Annotated in this window: 15 protein-coding genes; 10 read left to right on the top strand and 5 right to left on the bottom strand. The window is 65.1% G+C overall.

Annotation, left to right across the window (positions count from 1 at the left end; translation table 11 throughout):
- Positions 1-110 precede the first annotated feature (110 nt).
- Positions 111-935 (top strand): TIGR00282 family metallophosphoesterase, encoded by an 825-nt coding sequence (locus WOC76_RS13970; RefSeq protein WP_341108770.1) that lies wholly within the window; start codon positions 111-113, stop codon positions 933-935.
- A 73-nt stretch (positions 936-1,008) separates the two neighbouring features.
- Complete coding sequence (gene ypfJ / locus WOC76_RS13965; protein ID WP_341106067.1) at positions 1,009-1,899, top strand: KPN_02809 family neutral zinc metallopeptidase; 891 nt, start codon at positions 1,009-1,011, stop codon at positions 1,897-1,899.
- 3 nt (positions 1,900-1,902) lie between these two features.
- Here the strand turns inward: ypfJ and WOC76_RS13960 are convergent, their stop codons facing one another.
- On the bottom strand, positions 1,903-2,418 hold the full coding sequence (locus WOC76_RS13960; protein ID WP_341106068.1) for a transposase: 516 nt from the start codon (positions 2,416-2,418) through the stop codon (positions 1,903-1,905).
- Between the two features lie 123 nt (positions 2,419-2,541).
- Here WOC76_RS13960 and WOC76_RS13955 point away from each other — a divergent pair, with 123 nt between their 5' ends.
- The 3 genes from WOC76_RS13955 (at position 2,542) to WOC76_RS13945 (ending at position 6,508) form a co-directional block, all read left to right on the top strand.
- Complete coding sequence (locus WOC76_RS13955; RefSeq protein WP_341106069.1) at positions 2,542-4,080, top strand: NAD(P)H-hydrate dehydratase; 1,539 nt, start codon at positions 2,542-2,544, stop codon at positions 4,078-4,080.
- Positions 4,081-4,278: 198 nt separating this feature from the next.
- Positions 4,279-4,914: a carbonic anhydrase gene (locus WOC76_RS13950; protein ID WP_341106070.1), complete on the top strand. Its 636-nt coding sequence runs from the start codon at positions 4,279-4,281 to the stop codon at positions 4,912-4,914.
- Positions 4,915-4,948: 34 nt separating this feature from the next.
- Positions 4,949-6,508 carry a SulP family inorganic anion transporter gene (locus WOC76_RS13945; protein ID WP_341106071.1) on the top strand — a complete coding sequence of 520 codons (1,560 nt, stop codon included), beginning with the start codon at positions 4,949-4,951 and terminating at the stop codon, positions 6,506-6,508.
- A 55-nt stretch (positions 6,509-6,563) separates the two neighbouring features.
- Here the strand turns inward: WOC76_RS13945 and WOC76_RS13940 are convergent, their stop codons facing one another.
- Both WOC76_RS13940 and WOC76_RS13935 read right to left on the bottom strand, forming a co-directional pair.
- The gene (locus WOC76_RS13940; protein ID WP_341388724.1) at positions 6,564-7,334 is read right to left on the bottom strand and encodes a glycerophosphodiester phosphodiesterase family protein; all 771 of its coding nucleotides are present in this window, start codon (positions 7,332-7,334) and stop codon (positions 6,564-6,566) included.
- A complete protein-coding gene (locus tag WOC76_RS13935; protein ID WP_341106072.1) occupies positions 7,334-7,813 on the bottom strand; it encodes a RidA family protein in 480 nt (159 codons plus the stop codon). The genes WOC76_RS13940 and WOC76_RS13935 overlap by 1 nt, the downstream gene beginning before the upstream one ends.
- Positions 7,814-7,918: 105 nt before the next feature.
- Between WOC76_RS13935 and WOC76_RS13930 the strand changes: the two genes are divergently transcribed.
- A complete protein-coding gene (locus tag WOC76_RS13930; protein WP_341106073.1) occupies positions 7,919-8,734 on the top strand; it encodes a cell envelope integrity EipB family protein in 816 nt (271 codons plus the stop codon).
- 114 nt (positions 8,735-8,848) lie between these two features.
- Positions 8,849-9,649 (top strand): DUF1217 domain-containing protein, encoded by an 801-nt coding sequence (locus WOC76_RS13925; RefSeq protein ID WP_341106074.1) that lies wholly within the window; start codon positions 8,849-8,851, stop codon positions 9,647-9,649.
- Positions 9,650-9,651: 2 nt separating this feature from the next.
- Here the strand turns inward: WOC76_RS13925 and WOC76_RS13920 are convergent, their stop codons facing one another.
- Both WOC76_RS13920 and WOC76_RS13915 read right to left on the bottom strand, forming a co-directional pair.
- Positions 9,652-9,888, bottom strand: a complete 237-nt coding sequence (locus WOC76_RS13920; RefSeq protein WP_341106075.1) for a hypothetical protein — start codon at positions 9,886-9,888, stop codon at positions 9,652-9,654.
- Positions 9,889-9,962: 74 nt separating this feature from the next.
- Positions 9,963-10,700, bottom strand: a complete 738-nt coding sequence (locus tag WOC76_RS13915; protein ID WP_341106077.1) for a DUF1614 domain-containing protein — start codon at positions 10,698-10,700, stop codon at positions 9,963-9,965.
- Between the two features lie 344 nt (positions 10,701-11,044).
- Between WOC76_RS13915 and WOC76_RS13910 the strand changes: the two genes are divergently transcribed.
- The 3 genes from WOC76_RS13910 (at position 11,045) to nirK (ending at position 14,387) form a co-directional block, all read left to right on the top strand.
- The gene (locus WOC76_RS13910; protein ID WP_341106078.1) at positions 11,045-12,547 is read left to right on the top strand and encodes a S10 family peptidase; all 1,503 of its coding nucleotides are present in this window, start codon (positions 11,045-11,047) and stop codon (positions 12,545-12,547) included.
- A 99-nt stretch (positions 12,548-12,646) separates the two neighbouring features.
- Complete coding sequence (locus tag WOC76_RS13905; RefSeq protein ID WP_341106079.1) at positions 12,647-12,850, top strand: hypothetical protein; 204 nt, start codon at positions 12,647-12,649, stop codon at positions 12,848-12,850.
- A gap of 142 nt (positions 12,851-12,992) precedes the next feature.
- Complete coding sequence (gene nirK, locus WOC76_RS13900) at positions 12,993-14,387, top strand: copper-containing nitrite reductase (protein WP_341106081.1); 1,395 nt, start codon at positions 12,993-12,995, stop codon at positions 14,385-14,387.
- The last annotated feature ends 4 nt before the right edge of the window (positions 14,388-14,391 follow it).

Genomic DNA, 14,391 nt, shown 5'->3' with positions numbered 1-14,391 from the left:
CGGGGCGTTTGCGCAATCTCGATTTCCGGCGGGCCCGACACAGGTTTTGATCTTGGGGGCGGCGCGGGCTATGGAGAACCATGTCAACCGCCTCGCAACCCGCGCAGCCGCTGCGCCTCCTTTTCATCGGCGACGTGCTCGGCCGCTCCGGCCGCGCGGCGGTGACCCGCTACGTTCCGCGCCTGCGCGAGAAGTGGGCGCTCGATTTCGTGGTGTGCAACGGCGAGAACGCGGCCGGGGGCTTCGGCATCACCGAGGCCATTTGCGAGGAAATGCTCGCCGCCGGAGTCGATTGCGTCACGCTCGGCAATCACGCCTTCGACCAGCGGGAGACGCTGGTTTTCATCGAGCGCCAGCCGCGCCTTTTGCGGCCCATCAATTATCCGCCCGGCACGCCGGGCCGGGGCGCCAATCTCTTCGCCGCCGCGCGCGGCCAGCAGGTCCTGGTGATTAATCCCATGGGCCGCGTGTTCATGGACGCGATCGACGACCCTTTTGCCGCTATGGAGCGCGAGCTCGGCGCCTGCCCACTTGGGGTGGGCTGCGACGCCATCGTGGTCGACATGCACGCCGAGACCTCGAGCGAAAAGATGGCCATGGGCCATTTCGTCGATGGAAGGGCGTCGCTCGTCGTCGGCACCCATACGCATGTGCCGACCGCGGACGCACAGATCCTGCCCGGCGGCACAGCCTATCTCACCGACGCCGGCATGACCGGCGACTATGATTCCGTCATTGGCATGGACAAGGAGGAGCCGCTGCGCCGCTTCATCCGCAAGACGCCGGGCGCGCGCTACGAGCCGGCCAATGGCGAGGCGACGCTCTGCGGCGTGGCGATCGAGGTGGGGCGGGACGGGCTCGCGGGCATGATTTCGCCCGTGCGGCTCGGCGGCCGGCTGCGAGCCGAATGGCCGCAGGAATGGGGCGCGCCCTGATTTCCGGCCTGTTCAGCCGCGCTTGCGTCCATTAAATTATCGGGCCGGATGACGGCGCGGCGGAGCCAGCAAGATGAAGTGGGAAGATCTCCAGACCTCCGAAAATATCGAGGACCGCCGGGGCGAGGGCGGTGGCATGTTCGGCGGCCCGTCAGGGGGCGGCGGCGGCATCGGGCTCGGCACCATCGTCATTCTCGGCATCCTCGGCTGGGCGCTCGGCATCAATCCTTCGCTCCTGATCGGCGGGGCCGACATGCTGAGCCGCATGGGCGGCGGCCACCGCGTGGAGCGGGAGGACCGCACCCGCGAGGCGTCGCAGCCGGCCGATCAGATGGGGCAATTCGTCTCCAAGGTCGTGGGCTCCAATGAGCAGGTCTGGTCGCAAATCCTGCCGCAGCAGGAGGGCGTTGCGTTCCGCGCGCCCCGGCTCGTGCTCTTCGACGGCGCGACCAGTTCGCGATGCGGGACTGCGCAATCGGCGATGGGTCCGTTCTACTGCCCCCTCGACCAGCGCATCTATCTCGACACCTCCTTCTTCCGCGACATGAAGCAGCGCTTCGGCGGGGGCGGCGATTTCGCCTATGCCTATGTCATTTCTCACGAGATGGGGCACCACATCCAGAATCTGCTCGGCATTCTGCCCAAGGTGCAGCGCGCCCAGGCGCGCGCCGGCAGCCGCGGCGAGGCCAACGCCCTCTCGGTTCGCGTCGAGCTGATGGCGGATTGCCTCGCGGGCGTGTGGGCCAACAATGGCAATGCGCGCCAGCACTTCCTGGAGGAGGGCGACATCGAGAAGGCCGTCGCCTCGGCCCAGGCCATCGGCGACGATCGTCTCCAGCGCGCGCAGCGCGGCTATGTGGTGCCCGACAGCTTCACCCACGGCTCTTCGGCGCAGCGTACCGAATGGCTGCTGCGCGGCCTGAAGAGCGGCCGGATCGACGACTGCAACACCTTCAATCGGTGAGAGCTAATAGGTTCGGCGCGCGCGGCAGGAAAGTTCCGCGCAGCCGAGCTTTCTGGCGAGCCTCCCGAGATCGGCGGAGGCTGCGGCGCGCAGCGCGCTTTTCGGGGCGATGACGCCCACCGGCTCGGACAGGCGCGGCGCGAGACGCGTCAGCAAGGAATGCGGCGCGAGACGCAGCACCAGGACAGTGTCCGGCGCGCCATGGACGAAAACATCGTCGATCTCGTCAATGAAGCCGCGCTCAACGGCATTGCCGGCGCAAAGCAGAAGAATGCGGTCGCGGCGCGCGGCGTCCAGGCCGCGCGCGAGACCTTCTTCGGCCGTGGCGGTTTCGACGAGCGCGCAGCCGGCTTCGTCGGCAATGGCCTCGAGTCCGCGCTCGGGCGCGCCGACCAGCACGGCGTCCGCCACGAGGCCCTGCACGCATGATTCGACGAGAGAGGCGAGGCTGCGCGCAATGGCGTCGCGGCGCAGCGGGGCGGCGGGCTTTCCATGGGCGAGGATAACGGCGGTCAGCATCGCCTTTTCCATAGCTGAAAGCGCGGCACGGCGAAATGTGGCGCCAAATATTGAGGCGCAAGCGTCACGGATTGGGCGCCGCCCATTGCGCGGACCGCCGCCATCGGTCACCATCCGCGCATCATGCCGCTCAGTCCCTTCCCACTCGAACTTCTGACGACCCAGCAAATGGCCCGCGCCGATCGCCTCACGATCGACAGCGGCGTGCCGAGCATGGATCTGATGGAGAACGCCGCCGTCGCGATTGCGCGCGTCGCGAGCCGCATTCTCCAGCGCACCAGCGGGCGCCGCGTGCTGGTGCTGTGCGGGCCGGGAAACAATGGCGGCGACGGCTATGTCGCGGCGCGGCTGCTGCGCGCGCAACGCTACAAGGTGCGCGTCGCGTCGCTCGTGCCGCCCGATCAGCTTCGCGGCGATGCGGCGCGGGCGGCGGCGGGATGGACGGGCACGCTGCTTCCGGCGCAGGAATGCGATTTTCACGGCGTCGATCTCGTCATCGACGCGCTGTTTGGAACCGGCCTGGCGCGCGATCTCGATCCGGCCGCGCAGGCTCTGGTGAATCGCCTCAATCAATGGCGGCGCGAAACGAAGCAGAACGTCATCAGCGTCGATATTCCCAGCGGCGTCGATGGCACAACGGGCGCGATTCGTGGCGCGGCGGTCGAGGCCGACGAGACGGTCACCTTCTTTCGCGTCAAGACCGGCCATCTGCTGCTGCCGGGGCGCTCCCGCTGCGGCCGGCTGACCTGCGCCCATATCGGCATCCGGTCGAGCACGCTCGAATCGATGGAGGTGAAGACCTTCGTCAACGCCCCGGCGCTGTGGCTGTCCGCGCTGCCGAGGCCCAAGGTGGACGGCCACAAATATACGCGCGGCCATGCGCTGGTCGTTTCCGGCGGCGCGTCCTTCACCGGCGCGGCGCGGCTCTCGGCGGCGGCGGCGCTGCGCTCGGGCGCCGGCCTCGTCACGCTTGCAAGTCCGAGCGACGCGCTGCTCGTCAACGCCAGCGCGCTCACTTCGGTGATGGTGCGGCCCGCGGACGGCGCCAGGGGCCTCGCCGCCGTGCTCGCCGACGAGCGCAAGAACGCCGTGGCGCTCGGTCCGGGCCTCGGGGTGAGCGAGGCGAGCTGCGAGCAGGTCGAGGCGGCGCTGACGCCGCAGGCCTACCGCCGGGCCGCCGTGCTCGACGCCGATGCGCTGACGAGTTTCGAGAGCGACCCCTTCCGGCTGTGGCGGGCGACCCGCGCCGCGCCGGGGCCAGTCGTGATGACGCCGCACGCGGGCGAATTCGTACGGCTCTTCGCCGAATGCGACAATGATCGCGCCAACCGCTCAAAGCTGGACAAGGCGCGCGACGCGGCGCGGGTGAGCGGCGCCGTCGTGCTTTACAAAGGCCCGGACACGGTCGTCGCGGCGCCGGACGGCCGCGCCTCGATCCAGAGCTGGGCGAGCCCCTGGCTCGCGACTGCGGGCTCGGGAGACGTGTTGACCGGCGTCGTCGCGGGACTTCTCGCGCAACGCATGGACGGATTTCTCGCAGCCTCCTGCGCAGTTTGGATGCATGCGCGCGCCGCGGAAATTTTCGGGCCCGGCCTTATCGCCGACGACATTATCGCGACCTTGCCGCAGGTATGGCGCGACCTCTGCGGTGAGATTGTCTGATCCGATGATCGCCCGTCACGAAATAGTAATGCTGCTGGCGTCAGAAAAGAAAATTGCTGTGGCACTATTACTTGCATCTTGTGCGCCTTGTGCTGGCAGTCACGCGTGACTAGACTGAGCTTCTGGTCTGCGAGGGTCGCAGGCAAAAAGGCGAATTCGTCCTCGCGCCAGATACGGGACGACAATGACGGGCGTCGAATGCGGTCACACGAAAAACTGCTGCTCGAAAACAAGGCCTGGGCCGAAGAGAAGAAACAACGGGAGCCCGATTACTTCGAGCGTCTCGCCCATGGCCAGCAGCCGGAGTTCCTGTGGATCGGCTGCGCCGACAGCCGCGTGCCCGCGGACATCATCGTCAATGCGGAGCCGGGGCTGATCTTCGCGCATCGCAATATCGCCAATCAGGTCATCGCGACGGATTTCAACTGTCTCAGCGTCGTGCAATACGCTGTCCAGGTTCTGAAGGTGAAGCACATCATCGTCTGCGGCCATTACAACTGTGGCGGCGTCAAGGCGGCGCTGTCGCATCAGCGGTCGGAATTCACGCTGCTCAACAAATGGCTGCTGCACGTGAAGGATGTCTATCGCCTTCACCGCGAAGAACTCGACGCGATCAATTCCTTCGACGACAAGGCGAACCGGCTCGTCGAGCTCAATGTCATCGAACAGGTCAATTCTCTGTCCTATACGTCCATCGTGCAGAACGCCTGGAAAAGCGAACAACGGCCGGCGCTGCATGGTTGGGTCTACGCCCTCGATGATGGGCTTTTGAAGCAGCTCATCACGCTGGGGCCGGAAAGCAAGATCGACCGTATCTACGAGTGGGACGAGTAAGTCCTAAAGCTCAGCGAACAGGAGACGTCAAGCCGTGTTGCGCAAGCATCTCGACTATTACATGCGCTATCTTGATCACGACATCCCCGCTGGCGTGGTCGTATTTCTGGTGGCGCTTCCGCTCTGCCTCGGCATCGCCGTGGCTTCTGGCGCGCCGCCCTTTTCCGGCGTCATCGCGGGCATCGTCGGCGGGCTGGTGATCTCCGTCTTCAGCGGATCCCAGCTCAGCGTGTCCGGCCCCGCAGCCGGCCTTACCGTCATTGTGGCGGGGGCGGTGGACAAATTCGGTCTCGGCGGCATGTTGCTCGCCGTCGCGCTCGCCGGCCTCATCCAGATCGGCATGGGATATGCGCGCGCCGGCGTCATCGGCGCCTATTTCCCCTCGGCCGTCATCAAGGGCATGCTCGCCGCGATCGGCCTCATCCTCATCATGAAGCAGCTTCCGCACGCCGTCGGTTACGATGCGGACAGCGAGAGCGATCTGTCGTTTCTCGAGGACGACGCCAATGCGACATTCTCCTTTGTCTGGTCGTCGCTGAATTCGATCTCGGCCGGCGCCACGATCGTGGCGCTGGCGTCGCTCGCCATTCTTTTGTTCTGGGAGACGTCCAAAATCAGGGACCACCGGATTCTCTCTCTGGTTCCGGGTCCCCTCGTCGCTGTCGTCTTCGGCGTCGTCTTCAATCTTCTGGCGCAGACAGTCTTGCCTGTCCTCGCCATCGCGCCCCAGCATCTCGTCACGCTGCCGCAGATCTTCGGACTTGCACAGTTCGCAGGTGAAATCCGTTTCCCGGATTTCAAAATGCTCACGGACTACCATGTCTATGTCACGGCTGCGACGCTCGCCCTCGTCGGCAGTCTCGAAACATTGCTCAGCCTCGAGGCCGTGGACAAGCTCGATCCGCTCAAGCGCACGGCGCCGACAGATCAGGAACTCAAGGCGCAGGGCGTAGGCAATTTCATCAGCGGCATGATCGGCGGCCTGCCGATCACGGCGGTGATCGTCCGCAGCTCCGCCAATATCGACGCCGGCGCGCATACCAAGGTCGCCTGCATCGTTCATGGCGTATTGCTGCTGCTAAGCGTCATGTTCCTCACGACCGTGCTGAACATGATCCCGCTCGCCTGTCTCGCTGCCGTGCTGCTGCTCACCGGCTACAAGCTGGCGAAGCCGAAGCTCGTCATAGAGCAATTCGAGAAGGGCTTCGCCCAGTTCGCGCCTTTCGCCGTCACCATCGCGGCGATACTCTTGACCGATCTCCTCAAGGGCATGGCGATCGGCATGGCGGTGGGCCTGTTCTTCGTGCTCTACGGCAATTACCATTCGGCTTTCACGCTCACGCGCGACGGCAAGAACTATCTGCTCCGGCTCCAGAAGGACGTGTCTTTCCTCAACCGGGCGCCGCTGCGCAACCTTCTCGCCGACATCGAAGACGACAGCTATGTCGTCATCGACGGCACGCGCGCGAATTTCATCGACCACGACATCATGGAGACGCTCGAAGACTTCATGAAGGCCGCGAGCGACAACAATATTCGCGTCGAGCTGAAAAACGTCCGCGGTCTCGCCGCGCCGGCGATGGTCGCAGCCTGACGAGCTTCCCTGCGAGCGAAGTGAAGCGCCTCGCTCGCAGGGCCAGGCCCCGCCTTCAACCCGGCGTGAATTTCTCGAAGACGATCTGATCCGCCCATTGCGCCGCCATTTCGGCCTGCGCAAGCGAGCGCACCGTCCATGTCGTCACGGGTATCCTGAGCGCCTGCCGCGCGAGGACCGGGATGGCGTGGGGCAGATCGGCCACGCTCCATGACAGGAAGTCCGGGCGCGTGCGCGGATAGTGCAGGAAATGTGTCATCTCCGCGCGCTGCGCGGGAGAGAGCATCGGCCAGTCCTTCTCATCATAGCGGGCTTCGCCGACCATGCCGAGCGGGACATGGGCGACGCCGAGCGCCTCCGCGTTCGCGCGCAGAAAGGCGATGGGCGCCGGATCGAAGCTCTCCACGACGACCCGGCCTCGATAGGCCGAGAGAAGCTCGGCGGCGCGTCTGGCTGCGCGGAGATCGCCGTCGAAATGACTTTTCAGCTCGACGACGAGCGGCGCGCCTCCGGCAATCGCAGCGAGAAAGGCGGCGAAGGTGGGGATGGTTTCGGACGACCCCTTCAGCCGCAGGCGGGAGAGCGCCTGCGCGTCGCGGGTGTCGACGCGCCCGCTGGCGTCTGTGAGGCGCTCCAGCGTGTCGTCGTGAAACACGACGAGGTCGCCGTCCCGCGTCGCCTGCACGTCGCATTCGATGGCGTAGCCCTTGGCGATGGCGGCGCCGGCGGCTCCCAGAGAATTCTCGATGACGCCGGCGGACGCCTTGTGCAGCCCCCGATGGGCGATCGGCCGGGCGATCAGCCAATCGAGCGCCGGGGCCGTCATCACAGAATCTCGAAGACGGCTTCCACCTCGACGGCGGCGTCGAGCGGCAATTGCGCGACGCCCACGGCGAAGCGCGCATGTTTTCCATTCTCGCCCAGCACGGCGGCGAAGAGATCGGAGGCGCCGTTCACCACTTGCGGCACCTGGCCGAAGTCGGGCAGGGCGTTGACATAGCCGCCGATCCGCACCGCCCTGAGCGACGCGAGATCGCCGACGGCGACGCGGGCCTGCGCGAGCACATTGAGCGCCGCCTGCCGCGCCGCTGCCTGGCCATCCTCAAGCGACACCGCGCCGCCGAGCTTGCCCTTGTGGGCGGGATCGATCCCATTCGCGCCCATCGGCAACTGGCCAGAGACGAACAGCAGCCCGCCCGCGCGCGCGTAGGGAACGTAATTCGCCACTGGCGCGGCGGCAGCCGGCAGGGTCAGCCCGAGGGCGGCGAGGCGCGCGTCAGGGGTCTCGTTGGCGGAACTGGTCATGACTATTTTCCCCGAGAAAAGGTTTGCTCCGGCGCCAGCCTGACCCTAATTTCAGCCGACTTGCGACGCAATGGCGACGCTGCTGCACCATGGTGAAATCTTCTCATGAATCGCTCGCACGCGCTTCTCGCCGCCATTTTCGCCGCCGGACTGACGACCGCCGCCGCCTCGGCCGAAGGCGCGCTGCCACTCGCGAGCCATCGGGCGGTTTATGAGTTGACGCTCGACAAGGCGACGGGCTCAAAGGCGCCGGCGCAGGCGCGCGGCCGCATCGTCTTCGAATTCACCGCCTCCTGCGATGGCTATGTCCAGAACTTCCGGCAATTGACCGAGTTGCAGCCAGCCGAGGGAGCGACCAAGCTTTCGGACATGATGTCCGCGACCTTCGAGGCGGTGGACGCGAGCGATCTTCGTTTCAGGGTGGAGACCAAGGTCGACAACCGGCTCAGCGAGGCGACCGACGGCAAGGCCCGCAAGGAGAAGGGCGAGAAGATTTCCGTCGATCTCGTCAAGCCGAAGCGCGAACATCTGTCGCTCGACGGCCCGGCCTTCTTCCCGAGCGAACATCTGGTCCACATCATCGACGCCGCCCGCGCCGGCGAGCAATTGCTGGAGGCGCGCGTTTACGACGGCACCGGCCGCGGCGACAAGACCTTCGACACGCTCACCGTCATCGGCAAGCTCATCGAGGCGCAGGCGCCGGAAAAAGCCGCCGCGCCGCTCGCGGGCATGAAACGCTGGCGCGTCGCGGTCTCTTATTTCGAGACCGGCAAGCGCGACGGCCAGCCGATCTACGTCCTCTCCTTCGATGCTTATGAGAACGGGATTTCCCGCGCCCTGTCGCTCGATTATGGAGATTTCGTCCTGAAAGGCGAGATGAAGGAGCTTGCCGTGCAGCCCGCGACGGTCTGCAAGAAATAGCTTTTTAATGTCGACGCGCGGACGCGTCTGATCGGCAAGCGCGCGGCAAGTTTTGCGCGCCATGCTCGGGTGACGTCCGAGCGCATCCTGCGCCCGTCGCGAAGGGATGTTCCGATGACCACCGCCGGCGCTTATCTTTCGGTCAGCAAGAATCTCGACCGATGGCGCGCCATCGCCGCGAAGACGCCGACGGTTGCGCTGGAGACCAAATATTTCAAGGCGAACATTGGCAAGGCGACCTCCATCGAGGCGCTGCTCAAGAACCGGCGGCTATTCAACTATGCGATGAAAGCCTTCGGGCTCGGCGACAGGACGGACGCCATCGGCATGATGCGCAAGGTGCTGGAGCAGGGCGTCGACAGCAAGAAGGACCTCGCGCGCACGCTCAACAACCCGAATATTCTCGCTTTTGCGGAGGCCTTCGATTACGCCGGCGCCAAGGCCGATGTCGGCTCCGGCGATTTCATCAAGACCGTGACGGGGCGCTATATCGAGCAGGCGATGCAGGCCGAACAGGGCCGGCAGAATCCCGGCGTGGAGCTCGCGCTCTATTTCCGCGACCATGCGCCTCAGCTGACAAGCATCTATAGCGTGCTTGCCGACAAGAAGCTGCTCGAGGTCGTGCAGACGGCGCCCGGCCTTCCCGCCGCCTCCTCGCGCCAGCCCATCGACACGCAAGCGTGGCTGCTTGGCGCGAAAGTCAAGATCGACGATTTCAAGGACGCCAAGAAGCTGGACGCGTTCATCGCGCGCTTCGCCGCGATGTATGATCTCGCCAATCCCGGCGCGGGCTCGGGCGTCTCCACGAACGCCAACGCCATTTTGTACGGCGCGTCGTTCCTGGGCTCCGATCAGCCGGTCGGCGTGGACGTGTCGCTGCTTTTGCGCCGTCAGAACGCCGCGCGCGGCTTCTAGCTTCAGCGGTCGCCGGACGAACTGCCGCCGTTCAGGCCGCCGTAGAAGCCGCCCCAGCCTGCGCGCGGCTTTTCCTCACGCTCTGGCGCGGGCTCGATGGGCTTCTCCAGAAAGGAGCGGCCGCTTTTCCTGGCGTTCTCAGGTTTCGTCCCGACCGACGCGCGATCGCGCGCCGCCGAGGCCGTAGGGGGAACGAGCGCCACAGCGAGGAGGGCGAGGAGCGTGATCCGAAGGCGCATGGCGAAAAAAGCTCGATGGGGCTTGCGCCTTCCTGCCACCGGGCGCAAGAGCGCGCAAGCGCCGCCGTGGCGGCTCAGCCTGCGCTGAGGCTTTCCTGGCCCCGGCGCATCAGGGCTCCGATCAGGCTGGCGAGCAGGACGGACAAGACGCCCGTCATGAAGATGCCGTCGAAGGTTCCCGCGCCGCCGATCGAGAGAACCGGCGCGCCGAGGCGCGTGAGCTTGTCGAGATTCAGAAGGTCCGCGCCGATCAGCACGCCGAGGCTGCCGCCCGCATAAGCGAGGGGCGCCGCGTGGCGCCAGGAGACGAGCAGGGCGACGAGGGTCGCCGCCAGCGGCCCGACGAAGATCGGCAGAGCGATGCCGATCCCGCGCACCGGCTGCGCATAGGCGTAGCAAACGGCCGTGACGCAGGCGGCGGCGATCAGGCCGCGGCCCCAGAGGTGGTTTTTCGACAGCAGATAGATGGATAGAACCGTCGGTATGACCGCGCCGCCGACGTTGACGGCGAGGAGCACTTCCGGCGCGGGCGAGAAACTCGGCGCGACATAAGGAACGCCGAAATAATAGATGATCTGGTCATGCTCGACGAAGGTCTCGCTGCCGAGCACGGCGAGCGGAATGTTCACATAGCTGCCGAGAAGCGACGCCAGCAGCAGATAAACCGCCGCGCCGGGACTGACGCCGAGCTGCACATAGACATATTGCAGAATGCGCAACTGGATCAGAACCGCGAGAACGACGACGATGCCGACGAGCAGCATGAAGAAGGGAGGCGCGACGGGCAGATATTGGGTTTCCCCGAAATGCATTTCGCTGTTCCTCCGGCTTGGAGTGAACATGGGGCGGGGGCGCGGATCGTCCAGAATTGGGAACGGCATGGATCACGCGCCCCGCCGCGCGCCGATTTCAAAAAAATGTCATGCGGGCAGGAACGCCGGGCTTCCACGCAAGTTCTGTTTGTGCGGTCCGAGGAAAGCGTTCATTCGCGATCCGGCGACGACCGCAAACGGCCCGCTCCCTCCAAAAGAGGGGCGGGCCGTTAACATGTTTGCATTCGACTGTGCGCTTGGTTTCTCGACAGAAGCCACCCGGCTCCGGCGCCCTATATCAAGCGCGCAGCCAGGCCGGCTCGCCTCAATTTATGGATGAGTCCATGATCTCTTTGAAAACGGCCATTGCCGCGGGCGTCCTGTCGTTTCTCGCGATTTTTCCTTCAGGCGCCGCCGAAGAGGCGCCCCCGAACAAGAAAGGCGCCGAAGAGCAAGCCCATGCGCGCGCGCTTCCGGCGGAGACGACCACCAACCACGTCGTGATGATACAGGGCGAAAAGATCGCCTTCACCGCGCGGGCCGGCGCCGTGCGATTGCGCGACGCGCAAAGTGACGCGCCGCAGGCCGACATTGCTTATGTTTCCTATGAACGCTCGGGCTCCGATCCGCAGACGCGGCCCATCATGTTCGTCTTCAACGGCGGCCCCGGCGCAGCGTCGGCATGGCTCGCGCTCGGCGCCTTGTCGCCCTGGCGGCTGCGGTTCTCGCCCGACGCTGTGTCTCCCTCTGCGCCGCCGACGCTCCTGGATAATGCGGACAGCTGGATACCCTTCGCCGATCTCGTCTTCGTCGATCCGCCGGGCACGGGCTTCAGCAGGATACTTTCAGACAGCGAGGAGGTGAAGAAGCGCTTCTATTCGGCGCAGGGCGACGCCGACGCGCTCGCCGTCGTCGTCCGGAAGTGGCTCACCGCCCACGACCGCCTCGCCTCGCCGAAGTTCCTGGTCGGCGAAAGCTATGGCGGCTTTCGCTGCGTGAAACTCGCGGGCGCCTTGCGGGAGCACGAAAACATCGGCGTCGAGGGCCTCTTTCTCATTTCGCCGGCGCTCGATTTCAGCTGGCTGCTTTCGGGAGGCAATCCGCTGTTGCGGGCGGCGCTGCTGCCGTCTTTGGCGGCGGTCGCGCGCAATGCGAAAGGCCGCGCCGACGTCGCCGACGCCGAGGCCTATGCGGCCGGCGAATATGCGATCGATCTGCTGAAAGGCGCCAAGGACGCTCAGGCGCTCGCGCGCATGAGCGCCGCCGTGGCGCAGTTTACCGGTCTCGACCGGGCGCTTGTCTCGCGTCTTGGCGCCCGCATCGATGCGCGAACCTTCGCGCGCGAACGCGCACGCGACGCCGGGCGCGTGCTCAGCGTTTATGACGGGGAAATCTCAGGCTGGGACCCCGATCCCTTCTCGCCGGACGGCGATTGGGCCGATCCTTTACTGCAATCCTGGCGCGCGCCTCTCGGCGCGGCCATGACGCGTCTGATCATCGAAAAGCTCGGCTGGCCGATCGGCGAGGCGCGCTATTCCGTTCTGAGCGGCGAAATTTCCCATCAGTGGCGTTACGGAGAGGAGGGGCGCGCCAATGCAGAGGTCATGTCCGGCCTGCGCGAGGCGCTGGCCCTCGATCCCCGGCTGAAGACCTTTGTCGTGCACGGGCTTTACGATCTGACGACGCCTTACTTCGCCACCAAGCTCATGCTCGATCAGTTGCCGGATTACGGCGACGCCTCGCGCGTTCGGCTCCTCGTGCTGAGAGGCGGCCATATGCCTTATCTCTACGACGACTCGCGCAAGGCCCTGCGCGACGCGGCTAGAGGCTGGCTGGAGAGCCATTGAGGCGCAGCCGCGCGAAGTCCGTTGTTGCAGTGCATCGAGATCATTGGGTAAGTTCAGGGACGCCGCTCACGCGGTGGCCTCGGAACCGGAGCTGGAAGTATGGCTGGGAAGCAGAATTCTCTCTTGCAACACGCGAAAGTGCGCTTTGAAGACGCGCGGCGCCAGCTCGGATTTGCGGCCATGGATTTCAGCATTCCCGACGACCGCTTCCTCGAGATGCGGGCCGAGACGCGGCAGATGCAGGACGAAATCCGGAAGCTGGAGCGTAAATCGAAAAGCCTTTTCAGCCTGTTCGGTTTCTGATCCAGCCGGGCTTTTCGTCAGCGAGGCGAGCTTTATGTGGCGACTGATCGTGCGCGTCGCCCGTCTCGTCTCTTACGAAACTCTGGCGCTCAGTTAATTTTTCTTGCGCATGTCGCTCATGCGCCGACAACGAGAGGCCGGCATGCGGCCGGAAGGAACGTCGCGTTTCGTCGTTTTTCTGGCTGCGCTGTTGCTGGCGGCGCATCTGGCGCCGACCAGCGTCGGCGCTGTCACCGCCCATCAGGGCCTGATGGTCTTTACGCTCCGTTCAGGGATCGCCGACGGGCGCATGGTGTTTCTCGGCGTCGGCGGCGATATCGATGGCAAGGTCAACCCCGATCTCGTCTTGCGCGAAGGCGAGATGGCTCAGATCAATCTGATCAACGGGGAGGGCGCCGAGCACGACATCGTCATCGACTTCTATGGCGTGCGGTCCAACCGGGTGGTCGGAAAGGGCGCGAGCGCGACGGTTTCGTTCCTTGCCGACAAGACGGGGTCTTTCGCCTATTTTTGCGCAATTCCCGGACATCGCGAGTCGGGAATGCTCGGAAAGGTCAGGGTGGAGCCGGGCAAGAGGATCTCGCCGCCTCCAATCGGCGCCGACATAACCCGCGATCCTTCCGATGTGCCGCCGCCGGTCCATCGCGGGCCGAAGACCGTCCGTTTCGATCTCAAGACGATCGAACTGAAAGGACGCCTCGACGACAATACGAGCTATCAGTTCTGGACTTTCGGGGGGAAAATCCCCGGTCCTTTCCTGAGGGCGCGCCTTGGCGACATGGTGGAAGTCCACTTGCACAACGATCAGTCGAGCGTGCTGGCGCATTCCATCGACATGCACGGCGCCATTGGACCGGGCGGCGGCGCGCAATTCACGCAGACCAATCCCGGAGAGGAAACCGTCGTCAGCTTCAAGGCGACGACGCCGGGCCTCTTCGTCTATCATTGCGCGACGCCGAGCATAGCGAACCACATTGCAAATGGCATGTATGGCCTCTTGCTCGTCGAGCCGGAGGGAGGCCTCCCCGAGGTCGACCGCGAGTTCTACGTGATGCAGGGCGAGCTTTACACGACGAAACCATTCGGCGCGGCCGGCGAACAGGAAATGAGTTACGAGAAGCTCGTTTCCGAGCGGCCGGAATATTTCGTCTTCAACGGCGCTGTCGGCGCACTGGCGAAGGAATATGCGCTGCGCGCGCGGCTGGGAGAAACCGTCCGCATCTTTTTTGGCGTGGGCGGTCCGAATTTCCCGTCGTCCTTTCACATTGTCGGGGAAATCTTCGAGCGTGTGAGAACGTCATTTTCCGACCTGCCCCGAAAGGACGCGCAAACGGTTTCCGTGCCGCCGGGAGGCGCCGCCATATTGGAGTTCAAGGCGAGACACGGGGGGCGATACGCTCTCGTCGATCATGCGATGTCGCGCGCGGAGCGCGGTCTCGAAGGCGCCTTGATCGTGGAGGGGCCCGTCAACGACAGTCTCATGCATCAAGGTCCCGCGTCGCGTTCGAGCGCCAAACGGGAGGATGCGTCCCGCTAGGCGC

It is taken from the genome of Methylocystis sp. IM3 (genome assembly GCF_038070105.1).
GTDB lineage: Bacteria > Pseudomonadota > Alphaproteobacteria > Rhizobiales > Beijerinckiaceae > Methylocystis.
Note: the sequence above shows the minus strand (reverse complement) of the source record. Positions and strands in the feature narration are given on the sequence as shown.

Excerpts from the sequence above, each read along its gene's own strand:
- ypfJ (WP_341106067.1), top strand. The coding sequence starts at position 1,009 with ATGAAGTGGGAAGATCTCCAGACCTCCGAAAATATCGAGGACCGCCGG.
- WOC76_RS13960 (WP_341106068.1), bottom strand. The coding sequence starts at position 2,418 with ATGCTGACCGCCGTTATCCTCGCCCATGGAAAGCCCGCCGCCCCGCTG.
- WOC76_RS13955 (WP_341106069.1), top strand. The coding sequence starts at position 2,542 with ATGCCGCTCAGTCCCTTCCCACTCGAACTTCTGACGACCCAGCAAATG.
- WOC76_RS13950 (WP_341106070.1), top strand. The coding sequence starts at position 4,279 with ATGCGGTCACACGAAAAACTGCTGCTCGAAAACAAGGCCTGGGCCGAA.
- WOC76_RS13940 (WP_341388724.1), bottom strand. The coding sequence starts at position 7,334 with ATGACGGCCCCGGCGCTCGATTGGCTGATCGCCCGGCCGATCGCCCAT.
- WOC76_RS13935 (WP_341106072.1), bottom strand. The coding sequence starts at position 7,813 with ATGACCAGTTCCGCCAACGAGACCCCTGACGCGCGCCTCGCCGCCCTC.
- WOC76_RS13930 (WP_341106073.1), top strand. The coding sequence starts at position 7,919 with ATGAATCGCTCGCACGCGCTTCTCGCCGCCATTTTCGCCGCCGGACTG.
- WOC76_RS13925 (WP_341106074.1), top strand. The coding sequence starts at position 8,849 with ATGACCACCGCCGGCGCTTATCTTTCGGTCAGCAAGAATCTCGACCGA.
- WOC76_RS13920 (WP_341106075.1), bottom strand. The coding sequence starts at position 9,888 with ATGCGCCTTCGGATCACGCTCCTCGCCCTCCTCGCTGTGGCGCTCGTT.
- WOC76_RS13915 (WP_341106077.1), bottom strand. The coding sequence starts at position 10,700 with ATGCATTTCGGGGAAACCCAATATCTGCCCGTCGCGCCTCCCTTCTTC.
- WOC76_RS13910 (WP_341106078.1), top strand. The coding sequence starts at position 11,045 with ATGATCTCTTTGAAAACGGCCATTGCCGCGGGCGTCCTGTCGTTTCTC.
- WOC76_RS13905 (WP_341106079.1), top strand. The coding sequence starts at position 12,647 with ATGGCTGGGAAGCAGAATTCTCTCTTGCAACACGCGAAAGTGCGCTTT.
- nirK (WP_341106081.1), top strand. The coding sequence starts at position 12,993 with ATGCGGCCGGAAGGAACGTCGCGTTTCGTCGTTTTTCTGGCTGCGCTG.